Genomic DNA, 13486 nt, shown 5'->3' with positions numbered 1-13486 from the left:
TCAAATTAAATTATCTACCTTTTTAATACTTTTTGTATATAATGACTGTTTTCGGTTTCAATTTTGATAACATATATACCCGGAGCATACATTGACATATTTATTTTATCTTGCATCTCTCTTCTTTCTATTAGTATTTTCCCCGTAATATCTGTTATAATTATTTTTTTAACTATTTGATTATCGGGTGTTTTTATATATAAATAGGTTTCAACCGGGTTGGGGTATAAATATATTGATTCATTTTTTTTATCCTGATCCTCAATTCCCAGATAAGTCTGATTATCTTTTATTTTAATAACAAAACCATTATTTTTATTCAATCCACTATATCCTCCGAAAATTAAATATTCATTATTTCCCAAATTGGAAATTTGATAATTTCCACATTTTATATTTATATCTTGCTGCCATAGGATATTCCCTTTCTTATTAATTTTAATAAGTTCATTACTTAATAATACAAAAAAGTTATTATCTTCAGTTTCAATTAATTTGCAGTATTGTTTACTAATCTCATCATAGTGACTTTTAAATATAATTTCCCCTTCATCATTTAGTTCAACTATCTGAAGTTTATTATTCTCGTTAAAATATGAAAATAAAAATTTTTTGTTTTTATTAGTGATATAACTAATTTCATTTAAATCCAAAATTTCTTTTTTAATGAGTATATCACCTTCTTTATTTAATTTTAATAAATAATTTTTACAAGACCTGTTATGATCACAGAATTTTGCTATAAAGATATATTCATTATCTATGGTTTCTCTCATGGATAGAGCTTCTATAAATTTTAATTCATTTTTCCACTTTAATTGCCCTAATTTATCAATTTTAAAAAGTACACTATTATCACCAATATTATAATAATCAGAATAGTCTATTACATTTATTATATAACCATCTTCAACAGGTTGAAGAAAATTTATCTCTATTAAGCATTTATCCAACCCACATGAATTATTTTCCCAATTAATCGGCCTGACTACTTTTGAAGAGATTTCAGTACCATTACAATCTGCATCCATCATCCATACACCACTTCTATCATTTTCCTCTATATCCGAATAGTGATTTCTATCCAGTCCAAAAATTGTATAACCATCCTGTTTTGCTATTATTTTATAAACATATCTATTTCCTCCATAGATATCCTTACCTAAATAGGTTTCTTTTAGATTTTTCCCTAGAGAATCCGTTAAAATTAATTTTGAATGTGAATAAACCTTGTTATCCAAAAAATTTTCCTCTTTAAAAGTAGCTAATGCAAATCCACCATTAGATAGCTTGTTAAAATCCTCGACTAAAGAACCAATTTCTTTATCCCAAAGTACCTCTGCACTTTGCGCATTACTTTCTTGCAAGGTAAGAACGCTTGCCCATAGAACTAGTAAAATTTTTTTCATAAATCACTTTTATTTTTTAGTGCATAAAAGTAGTAATCTTGGATAAAATACTCTACGGGATTTTAATATTTATTTTAAAAAAGTATTATCCGACTATAAACAAATGGAAACTATGTTGTTTAGAGTAATAAATTTATTTTTTATATTTCATAAAAAAACTAGATTATTTTTCAAATAATCTAGTTTTATAATTAATAAAATTTTAAATCACTTTTTTTAATCTTTAATCTTCTGCCGGACACAACAACGGATTAAAGTTAGAATTTAAAATATCTGTAATTTTAAAAATTTTTGATTCTGAAAAATAATCCATTGGATTAAACTCTGAGTAGACAGAAACCATATAGGTATTTTTACCCATTGGAATTAAAGAATCAATAAAAGTAGCCTTATTAAGATGAAAAGATTCATACCATTGTAAATTTCCATTCTCATCAATTTTAAATATACTGCTATCAAAATAAGTTGTTGTATTAAATGTTTCCCTACAGCTAAAAAGATATCCTCCTTCTTCCGATTCAATAATTTTTCCTAAATAGGTTGAATAAAAGTCATTACCTATTGCATAACCATATAATTTATTAAATATTACATTAAAATCTTTATCTAATTTCACTAATCTGATATCTTCTGAACTAAAATCATATTTGACTTCATGATCAGAAGTATCTTCTGTACTGGAAACTAAATAATTACCGGACCTGTCTTGATAAAAACCTAGATTTTTATTAGATTGATAAATGATATGATTAGGTATTTGTTTTTCTGATATTATTTCACCATAATCAGTAAATTCCATTATATAGAAATTTGAAACATCTGATTTATCTTTCTTTTTTACTAACGCCAAATAATTTCCGTTTACAGATTTTTGTCTGATTGAAACATATACTGCCTTATACTGATCTTTAGTTATTTCCCATTCTATTTCACCTTGTGAATTTAGCTTTGATATCCATATATCCTCTTTATTAAAAGTGTTTGAAATAAAAAAACCTCCTTTATTTGATGCCAATATATTTCGAGGCATCATAAAACCTGTTTTCTTTCTAAAATAAATAATTCCTGAATTATCAATTTTGATCAATTGACCATCCTCTGTAAAAATTGAATACCCTTTATCATTCTCTATTAAAAAAATACCTTTTTCATCTGAATTTACTTTTTCTAAATTTCTTGACCATATAACCTTGCCTTCATCATTTAATTCATTTATTATTATGGAATAAACATTTCCAAATTCAGGCTCAAAACACCATATATTTTCTAATAGCACATAATTGCCTTTCGTATTCTTTATAATAGTTTTTACTTGACTCGGACCTTCAAAAGTATTTAAGGTATTAATCTTAGGGTTTTGCGCATATACAGTTGTAAAAGATAATATGCTTAGTAGTATAATTATATTTTTCATTGTCTCTATTTTTTGGTGAATTATTAAATAAAAAATAATTTTTTACTTTTTAAGTATTTTTTGAACATATACTTTAGATTCGGTTTCTATTTTTAAAAAGTATACACCAGGCAGACACATTGAAACATCTAATTTATCCTGATATGTATTGTGTTCAAACACCTTTTTCCCACTAATATCGGTTACCAATATTTTTTTGATTTTTTCTCCTTTTGGAACATTTATATATAAATAGCTGTCAACCGGATTAGGATATAAAAATACGTTCTCTCTTTTTTCAGTAACATCATCTATTCCTAAGAATGGCTGCTGATCCTTAAGTTTTAAAATATTAAAATTATTAAAAGCTATATATTCATTATTTCCTAAATTAAATAGATTATTATAACCATAATTATTATTTACTTTTTCTTTCCATATGATTTCTCCCTTTTTATTTATTTTAACAAATTCATTTCCTCCGATAAGATAGCAATCATCATCAGTTTCCATCCAAGTGGAATCATTTTCCATAACCTTATCATAGATAATCTTAGATATCACTTTTCCATCTTCATTTAGCTCAACTACCATAAATTTATTTTCTTCATTTTTAACTGAAAATAAGAGCTTATTTTTTTTATTTGTGATGGGTTTCATTTTAAAATCACCCAACTCAACTATTTCATGTTGAGTCAAAATCTTTCCTTCCTTGTCTAACTTGACATAAAAATTTTTATTGGATGATCTATAACTTTCTTTAATATACCCTATTATACAGTATTCGTTATGAACAGTTTCTTTTAGTACCTCAAAATATTCAAAACTTAACTTTTCATCAAAATTAACTTCCCATAAAACTTGACCATTCTTATCAAGTTTGTAAACAACTTTAACAAATTGATTGTTTTCATCGTATATTTTTGCTGTAAGTAAGTAACCGTCACTAATTGTTTTAACAGATAGAATTTCAATCGTTCCATATCCACTATTATTCTTATCAAAAGATTTCTTACTCCAAATAATTTTTGTTTCTATTACACCACCATTGCAATCGGTCTGCATCATCCATAAATTATCCAATTTATTTTTTGATTTATCTGAAAATTTCTTTTCATCTATACCAAAAATAACATAACCGTCAGAATTGGGAATTATCTTATTAGCTATTCTGATTCCACCATTTAAATCAGTATCTAAGAAATTTTCCTTGATTAATTCACCGTTTGGGTTTAGAAAAAATATTTTAGATAATATCCCTAATGCTAAAGGACAATCTCCAATTAGCGCAACTCCCCTAGATCGGGTTTTGGCCATATCATTAATGCTAGGATAACAAAGATTTCCCTCATCTAATTTTTTCTCCCAAACTGCTTTTGAATTTTGCGCATTAAAATTTTGTAAAGTAAGAACACTTACCCATAAAACTAATAAAATTTTTTTCATAGATCATCTTTTAATTATTAATGGGTTAAAGATAGTAATCTTGGATAAAATATTATCTAGGATTTAAATCTTTTCAAAATTATAATTCTCTTATCATTTACTTTTCCAACCCAATAATTCACTTTTATTTTTATTTTATTATTCTTGGATTTATTTTTTATATATATTTGATAAAAAAGAATCCAATTGTATGAAATGGAAAAAAATTTCATTAGGATTAATTTTTCTCTTTATTCTGGGAGTTGTACTTAACTTTGGAATTAATAGTTGGATTAAAAACAGTTTACCTGATTTCATTTCTAAAAGAAATGATACACCATATAATTTTAATTATTCTGATGTTACTTATTCGCTACTCCAGGGAGAAATGAACATAAGTGATATCAATATTGCTCCCAAGTCCAACAAAAAGGGCATTTATACCATCAAAGTAAAGAAAATAGTAATACACGGGGTAAAATTTATACGATTTTTACTGTTCAAAGATTTAGCGGCAGATCTCATCGAAATTGACCAACCGGATATTGTTTGTAAACAATATGCGGATTCATTAAATCACAAAAATGATTTAGTAAGGTACAAACTTGGAAATTCAATTCAAATTGGAAAATTTGAAATTAACAAAGGAAATTTAGCTCTTTACGACAAGGCAGACGGAGCTAAAAAAGCTTCTTTACGAAATCTAAACCTTCATCTTTCCGGGGTATTATGGGATATGGTAGATAATGAAAAACGTATACCGCTTACTTACGATAAAGTAAAATTGGAAGTGTCAGATATATTTTATCAGCTCGATGAAATTCACCAATTACAATTAAAAAAGTTTAAGTTTACCAACGGATTTCTTGAAACCAATCAAATACTTTTATATCCGAATATATCCGAAGAGAATTTTAAAACCGGAAATTATTTTCAAAAAACCTTACTTTCTATAGAGGTCCCGACCGCAAAGGTCAAAAATTTAGATTGGGGATATGATAAAAACGGTTACTTTTATCTTAAAACCTCTAAAATTGAAGTTGATTCCACTCATATCGCAATCATTGAAAAAAATTCAAATTCAAAACCTAAAAACATTACGGAGCATATTGACCGAATAATCCCTTTTAATTTGAGTATTGATACCATCCAAATACTTAAATCGAAATTAAATTTCAATAATCATTTAACAAGCAATAATGTAAATATCGAAATTCTAAAAATAATCAACAAAGTTAATGATAAAATCACCCTGGAACGTTTAAAATTATATGATAATTTTTTAATTATAAAACAACCTTATGAAACTAAATCAGCTAAAAACAATGCAGGCAAATTTACCTATTTATTCGACGATGTTCTTGAGATAAAAAATTTCATCATAGCTAATTCACATATACAATATTTCAATCCGGCTAATAACTCATTATTGGAAATGGGAAACATTAATTATTCGATTCATGATATAAATATCAATACGATATTTACTAATACAAAAAAATATATTCCTTTCTCCTACTCAAATTTTCAATTGGAAGCAAACCATATATTTTATACGGGATTTAAATATTATAATTTCAAAATAGATAAAATGATTTTATCTGACAATAAATTTGAAGCAAAGAATTTAAACATTCTTCCAACTATATCTCCTCAAAAATTTGCAGCACAAAAAGTAAGCAAAAACCTTTATAAAATCCATATGGATCATATACTACTCCCGAGGATAAATTGGGATTTGAATAACAATAAATTCAGTTTACAAGCTTCTTCTCTGATTATAAATGAAATGAAAGCTTCTGTATTTCAAAATCCAAAAGTTAAAGTCAAATCAAAAAATATACATTTCAACACGTACGACCTGGATACAGAAATTCGTTTAGATACATTTTTAATCGGCAAATCCTCCATCAATCAATATAACGCAGCCAATACAACACTCACTACATCAGTAAAAGATTTAAAGCTTTCACTATACGATATTAAGGTAAAGGACTCATCCGATATCCATACCTTCGGTTTCCCTTTTTCTTTTTCAAAATTTAATATAACAGGCAAAAATATTTATTATGATATGGGATCTCATACGTTACAAATGAACCATCTGTTACTTACCCATACTTCCCTATATGCAAACACTATAAATATACGGCCCCAAAAAAGTCAATTGAATTTTATGAAAAAAAAGGGTATTGATGCTTATACGGTAAATCTTTCCAAAATTGCAATACCCAAAATAAATTGGGGTCCATTAGATAAACAAATCGATTTTATTGCTCCTAAAGTCATCGTTGAAAATATGCAAACCACTATCCATCAATACGACATTCCTGACAATGTTTACAAACCAGTTTACAAACCTTTTTTCAGCGAAAAACTTAGAAAATTAAAATTTAAGTTAAATATTAAAGAAATTCATTTTTATAATTCTTCCTTAACGTATGAAGAAGAATCCCTTACTAACAATATTGGAAAAATTTTCTTTACCAATATCAATGCAAAAATCAAAAATATTTCCGGTGGATATAATGTTTCTCATTTACCCGATGTAGTCATAGATTTTAAAAGTACTTTCATGAAATCCGGAAAACTATCTGCCAGTTGGAAATTTAATACATTAAATAAATCGGATAATTTTACCGTTAAAGGAAATTTATACGGACTTCCTGCCGAAAAATTGAATCCATTTATAAAACCGTATTTACATATATCGGCAAACGGAGATATCCAAAAAGTCTCATTTAATTTTAATGGCGATAATACAGTTGGAAACGGTACATTCGGTATGAATTATAAAAATTTAAAAATTACCCTATATAAAAAGGATGGTGAAAGAGAAAAAAAATTCCTTTCTTCTCTTGCAAATCTTGCCTTAATAAAAAATTCAAAAGACTCCCTAAAAATGTCGAAAATTAAAAAAGTAGAAAGAAGTAAAGACAAATCATTTTTTAATTTTCTATGGAAACTAACGCTCAGTGGACTTAAAGAAACTTTATTGATTTTTTAATAAAAAATAAGATTTACAAGAATAACATACATTAAATTAAACAATGTTTTCTTCATAAAATAAGTAATAACGAATAGCATAAAACATTCAACAAGATAAGTTACAAAAATCGTAACTTTGTTTATTCTTTGAATTACCCCATGCAGAATACATTAAAATTATCAGGATTAGAAGTTTTTACTGTTTATCCTGGAAGCAATTTTATAAACATCGGTGAAAGGACCAATGTTACCGGATCGCGTAAATTTTTAAATCTGATAAAAAATGAAAAATTCGATGAAGCTCTTTCAATTGCCCGAGATCAAGTGGAAGGAGGAGCTCAGATCATTGATATTTGCATGGATGAAGGCTTAATTGACGGCGTGAAAGCTATGACTACCTTTTTACGTTTGATTGCTTCTGAACCCGATATAGCACGAGTTCCTATCGTTATCGATTCATCAAATTGGGAAGTCATTGAAGCCGGATTAAAAAACATTCAAGGAAAAGGAATAGTTAATTCCATCAGCCTAAAAGAAGGAGAAGAAGAATTTATAAAAAAAGCCAAAATAATCAAACGATACGGCGCGGCTATGATTGTTATGGCATTTGATGAAGAAGGACAAGCCAATAATTTGGAAAAACGAAAAATTATATCCCAACGCTCCTATAATATTTTGGTTCATCAATTAAACATTAACCCTTATGATATCATCTTCGACCTAAATATTTTCCCGGTAGGTACCGGAATGAAAGAACACCGAAGAAATGCGCTTGATTTTTTTGAAGGAACTCAATGGGTGAAAGAAAATCTTCCGGGGTGTTTCGTTTCGGGAGGAGTAAGTAATGTATCCTTTTCGTTTAGAGGGAATAATAAAGTTCGGGAATCGATTAATGCAGCATTTCTATATCATGCCATCCAATACGGATTGGATATGGGAATTGTCAATCCCACCCAACTGGCCATTTATCAAGAGATTGAACCGCAATTACTAAAAAAGATTGAAGACGTCTTATTTGATAGAGATGAAGAAGCTACCGAAAGGCTTATAGAATATGCAGAAACTATTGTTGAAAATAAGGATACAAAAGAGCAAAAAATAGAAGAATGGAGGTCGTGGCCGATTGAAAAAAGATTGGAATTTGCTTTGATAAAGGGCAATGCGGACTACATTGAACAAGATGTTGAAGAAGCCCGTTTACAAGCCAATAAACCTTTGGATGTAATTGAAGGCCCTTTAATGGATGGAATGAATACGGTTGGCGAGTTATTTGGAGCGGGTAAAATGTTTCTTCCTCAAGTGGTTAAAACTGCTCGAGTAATGAAAAAGGCCGTTGCATACTTACAACCTTTCATTGAAGCAGAAAAAAACGGAGAATCTCAATCTAACGGTAAAATACTTATGGCTACCGTTAAAGGTGATGTTCATGATATCGGTAAAAATATAGTCGGAGTCGTATTGGCTTGTAATAACTATGAAATTATAGATTTAGGAGTTATGGTTCCTAAGGAAACAATTATCGAAACCGCCATCCGTGAGAAGGTGGATTTGATTGGACTTAGCGGTTTAATTACTCCTTCTTTAGATGAAATGATCCACGTGGTTGAAGAACTCGAAAGAAGAAATCTTTCATTTCCGGTCATGATTGGAGGAGCTACTACTTCAAAAATCCATACCGCCTTAAAAATTGCCCCTAAATATAGTCATACAGTTGTTCATGTCTTAGATGCCTCTAAGTCTGTTACCGTTGCATCTTCTTTACTCTCTTCACAAAGCGAGGATTTTAAGAAAAAAATATCAGAAGAATATGCCCATTTAAGAGAAGGCTATTTAAATAGAAGTACTGAAAAAGAATATCTTACGCTAGAACAAGCTCGTAAAAATAAACTAACTATTGATTGGAATCAATACATTCCCTGTAAACCCAAACAGCTAGGTGTGCAAGTTTTTTCCTCCATACACCTGGAAGATCTGACGGAATATATCGATTGGCAACCCTTTTTTAGAACTTGGCAACTGACAGGAAAATATCCCGATTTGCTTTCAGATGAAGTAACCGGTGAAGAAGCCACAAAATTATATCATGATGCGTTACAAATGATTGAAAAAGTAATTGCTGAAAAACTATTGCAACCCAAAGCCGTAATTGGATTATTTAAAGCCAATTCCAATGAACAAGACGATATTGAAATTTACTCGAATGACAATAAACTAGTTCATACATTTCGAACCTTACGGCAGCAATCTGTAAAGTCCGAAGGCAAACCGAATTTAGCCCTATCCGACTTTATTTTACCTAAAAACAAAGAAAATTTACACGACTATATAGGATGTTTCGCTGTTTCTATTTTTGGAGCAGAAGCCTTGGCCAAACATTACGAAACAAACCATGACGATTATTCGGCTATTATGATAAAAGCTGTTTCGGATAGATTTGTGGAAGCCTTGGCTGAATACATGCATCATAAGGTAAGAAAAGAAATTTGGGGATATGCTCCCGATGAAATCTTGGACAATCAATCACTATTTAAAGAAAAATATCAAGGCATACGTCCCGCTCCCGGTTATCCTGCTTGTCCGGATCATTTAGAAAAGCTCACTATTTGGGAATTGTTGGATGTTACGGATCGTATTGGAGTACAATTGACTGAGAGTCTTGCAATGTATCCGGCTTCTTCAATTTCGGGATATTATTTTGCCAATCCACAATCTAACTATTTCGGATTAGGTAAAATTACGCAAGAACAAGTTAAAGATTATGCTAAACGTAAAGAAATAAAACTTGAAGATGCACAATATTGGCTTAAACCTAATTTAGCCTAAGAATCTTACTATCTCACTTTTATTCTTGTTTTTAAAAGGAATGAATTAAATATTTATAAAAGCTAAACAAGAGACTACTTTTCTTTATAGAGAACATTACTAAGCCAATAATTCCTTATCTAATATAAAAAGAAAAGGTACATTTGCAATTATGAATATTCTATTAGTTGAAGACGATTTAAGAGTTTCGGAACTGATAAAAAAGGGTCTTAAGGAACAAGGATTTACTGTAACCTTAGCTTATGACGGTTTATCGGCAAAAAATTTGTTTCTCTGCCATGATTTTGACCTGATAATTACGGATATTATATTGCCTGAAATTAATGGAATAGCTCTTTGTAAAGAAATAAGAATGTTAAAACCGGAACTTCCCATTATCATGTTAACCGCATTGGGAACTACCGACGATATAATTGACGGTTTTGATGCCGGAGCAGACGATTATCTAGTCAAGCCTTTTGAAATGAGAGAGTTGACTGCAAGAATAAAAGCTCTGTTAAAAAGATCATCCAAAAATAAATTAGGATTTATCTTAAAATTTTGTGATCTGGAAATGAATTTGCAGACGAAAATTGTGACAAGAAGCAATAAAGAATTAAATCTTACCCTAAAAGAATTTAAACTCCTGGAATTTTTATTACAAAATCAAGGCAGAATTATTTCCAGAACGGAAATTGCCGAAAAAGTATGGAATACTCATTTTGATACGGGAACTAATTTTATAGATGTGTATATTAACTACTTACGAAAAAAAGTAGATAAAGATTTTGAAAAAAAACTTATTCATACTCGCTCCGGTATGGGATTTATATTAAAATCCGATACATGAAAATTCGTACTCAGATCACCCTATTGTTTTCTTTGATTACAGCATCCATATTGCTGATATTTGCCAGTATCATTTATATTTCAGCCAAACAAAACAGAGACAATGAATTTTATTCTTTATTAAAAAAAGAAGCCATAACCAAAGCAAATCTTTATTTTAAAGCGAAAGTACCCCCACAAACTCTTCAACAAATTTATCATAACAATTATCAAACAATTCAAGAGGTTGAAGTAGCTGTATACGATAAAGAATTTCATCTTCTCTATCATGATGCGGTAGATATTGATTTTGTGAAAGAAACTCCTGACATGATTCATGAAATTTATACCAAAGGAGAGATCAAATTTCATCAGGGCGACTGGCAAGTAATAGGGCTTATCTATTCCTATAATAACAACAAATACATAATTACTGCGGCTGCCTATGACCAATACGGATACAATGAACTCAAGTCCTTATTAAGAAATTCATGTATTATCTTTATATTTTCCATACTTTTTATCATCCTTGTCGGATTTTATTTTTCTAAAAAAGTATTCCAACCAATTAAAAATCTAACCACGGAAATGAAAAAAATATCAGCCAATCATTTAACGGTTAGATTAAAAACCAAACCTGAAAAGGATGAGCTTTCCGAATTGGCAATTACATTTAATCAAATGCTGAATCGGTTGGAAAATTCTTTTGAAACGCAAAAACATTTTGTTTCCAATATTTCCCATGAATTACGAACCCCGTTAGCAGCCATTATTGCTGAACTGGAACTTTCTTTACATCATCAAAAAACAACGGAAGAATATCAAAGGATTTTGAAAAACTCCTTATCAGATGCTAAAAAAATCACCAAATTATCTAATAATTTGCTTGATCTGGCAAAAGCCAGTTATGATCCCTCTAAAATAACATTTAAGCCAACAAGGATCGATGAAATCCTTATAGATGCCTGCAGTCAAATACAACAAGCAAATGCTGCCTATCAAACAAAATTATCTTTTGAAGATGATTTCATTCTCGATAGTGAAACAGTACTAATGGGCAACGAATATTTGTTAAAAGTAGCCTTTATTAATCTTATTGAAAACGGATGTAAGTTTTCCGAAGATCACCTGTGCCATATATCCATTTCAACTAGTAATTCAAAACTTCAACTGAAATTTTCAGACCGTGGAATTGGAATTCCAACGGAAGATATCACCAAAATTTTCACTCCTTTTTACAGAGGAAAAAATAAAAGCTTTACCTACGGAAACGGAATCGGCCTTTCTCTTACTAAAAAAATTATTGAACTGCATTCCGGAACTATCAACGTAACCAGTCAATTGCATCAAGGTACTACCCTTATCATTCTATTATAACCTTTGTATTGCATTCTTTTCTAATAAAATTCTAATTTTTTTTTAAATCTTTTTTAATATTCATTAACAATTAGTTACCTTATTTTTGTATACAAAAAAAATTAAGAATTTTTAAAAAAGGCGGAAAATATGAAAACTATAAAAATCCGAAACATCAACTTACTAATTTTAGGATTATGCTTTATAACTTTTTCATGCCATAAACAAAATACAGAAGAAGAAAGACCGGAATTTACTGTTAGTGGAAACACAATTATTTTACCGGATAATTCTAACATAAAAAATCACTTAAAAATAGAACCCGTAAAAAGTGAATGGTTAAGTCCCGACTTAACGACCGTAGGAGTCGTCAGGGCCATACCAACCGGTTATGCGGAAATAGTACCTCCGTTTGCAGGCAGAATTACCCAATCCTTTGTAAAGCTCGGACAAAAGGTAGACGTGGGTTCACCTCTTTTCGCCATCAGCTCTCCCGAATATTTCAATGCACAAAAAGATTATTTTGAAGCACAACAAGAATATTCCTTATCAAATTTAAATCTTAAAAGACAAAAAGACCTATTAGAGCACGGAGTAGGAATACAACGAGTGGTAGAAGAAGCTAAAACCGATTACGAAACCAAAAGATCCGCACTTGAAAATGCAAAAGCTGCGTTAAAAGTTTTTAATATAAATCCCGGCAGTTTAAAACTAGGGCAACCCTTAGTTGTTACCTCTCCAATCAAAGGGGAAATTATTACCAGCAAAATAGTTATCGGTCAATATATCAAAGAAGAAGCTGAACCAATAGCCACCATAGCAGAATTAAATAAAGTATGGATTGCCGGACAAATAAAAGAAAAAGACTTAGGATTCATTAATAAACTAAAAGAAGTTACCATACAGGCAGACGCTTTTCCCGATAAAAATATAACCGGCAAAATATTCCACGTCAATGAAATGGTGGATGAAGACACCCGAAGTGTTGAAGTATTGGTTGAATGCGACAATTCGGACAGAGCCCTGAAACCGGGAATGTATGTAAACGTTCATTTTAAAAATGAACCGGAAGAAACTTTAACAGTTCCTACCCGGGCAATCTATCAAGTAAACGATGATCAATTTGTATTTGTACAAGTAGATAAAAATAAATTCATCAAGAAAAAGGTTGAAACCAAAGATATTTCAAAAGACAAAACCGAAATAAAAAAGGGAATTAAAGCAGGAGAAAATATAGTGACCGAAGGAGGAATATATTTACTGGAAGCCCAATAAAACAAAAAGA

8 protein-coding genes are annotated in these 13486 nt (G+C 29.9%); 5 read left to right on the top strand and 3 right to left on the bottom strand.

From position 1 onward, the window contains the following. Positions 1 to 14: 14 nt before the first annotated feature. The 3 genes from G8C41_RS00995 to G8C41_RS00985 form a co-directional block, all read right to left on the bottom strand. A complete protein-coding gene (locus tag G8C41_RS00995; RefSeq protein WP_166005846.1) occupies positions 15 to 1409 on the bottom strand; it encodes a T9SS type A sorting domain-containing protein in 1395 nt (464 codons plus the stop codon). Positions 1410 to 1632: 223 nt separating this feature from the next. Beyond that, on the bottom strand, positions 1633 to 2823 hold the full coding sequence (locus G8C41_RS00990; protein ID WP_166005845.1) for a hypothetical protein: 1191 nt from the start codon (positions 2821 to 2823) through the stop codon (positions 1633 to 1635). Between the two features lie 42 nt (positions 2824 to 2865). Beyond that, positions 2866 to 4248, bottom strand: a complete 1383-nt coding sequence (locus tag G8C41_RS00985; RefSeq protein ID WP_166005844.1) for a T9SS type A sorting domain-containing protein — start codon at positions 4246 to 4248, stop codon at positions 2866 to 2868. A 190-nt stretch (positions 4249 to 4438) separates the two neighbouring features. On the opposite strand from G8C41_RS00985, the gene G8C41_RS00980 reads away from it, so the two are divergent. The 5 genes from G8C41_RS00980 to G8C41_RS00960 all read left to right on the top strand — a co-directional run bounded on the left by G8C41_RS00980 (position 4439) and on the right by G8C41_RS00960 (position 13476). Further along, entirely contained in the window at positions 4439 to 7234 is a 2796-nt protein-coding gene (locus G8C41_RS00980; RefSeq protein WP_166005843.1) for a hypothetical protein, read from the top strand. A gap of 140 nt (positions 7235 to 7374) precedes the next feature. Further along, on the top strand, positions 7375 to 10038 hold the full coding sequence (gene metH, locus G8C41_RS00975) for a methionine synthase (RefSeq protein WP_166005842.1): 2664 nt from the start codon (positions 7375 to 7377) through the stop codon (positions 10036 to 10038). A gap of 151 nt (positions 10039 to 10189) precedes the next feature. Beyond that, positions 10190 to 10867 (top strand): response regulator transcription factor, encoded by a 678-nt coding sequence (locus G8C41_RS00970; RefSeq protein ID WP_166005841.1) that lies wholly within the window; start codon positions 10190 to 10192, stop codon positions 10865 to 10867. Then, complete coding sequence (locus tag G8C41_RS00965; protein ID WP_166005840.1) at positions 10864 to 12222, top strand: sensor histidine kinase; 1359 nt, start codon at positions 10864 to 10866, stop codon at positions 12220 to 12222. The genes G8C41_RS00970 and G8C41_RS00965 overlap by 4 nt, the downstream gene beginning before the upstream one ends. Before the next feature lie 129 nt (positions 12223 to 12351). Then, a complete protein-coding gene (locus tag G8C41_RS00960) occupies positions 12352 to 13476 on the top strand; it encodes an efflux RND transporter periplasmic adaptor subunit (protein ID WP_166005839.1) in 1125 nt (374 codons plus the stop codon). Positions 13477 to 13486 lie beyond the last annotated feature (10 nt).

It is taken from the genome of Apibacter sp. B3706, assembly GCF_011082725.1.
Taxonomy (GTDB): Bacteria; Bacteroidota; Bacteroidia; order Flavobacteriales; family Weeksellaceae; genus Apibacter.
This window is presented reverse-complemented; position numbering and strand designations above follow the sequence as displayed.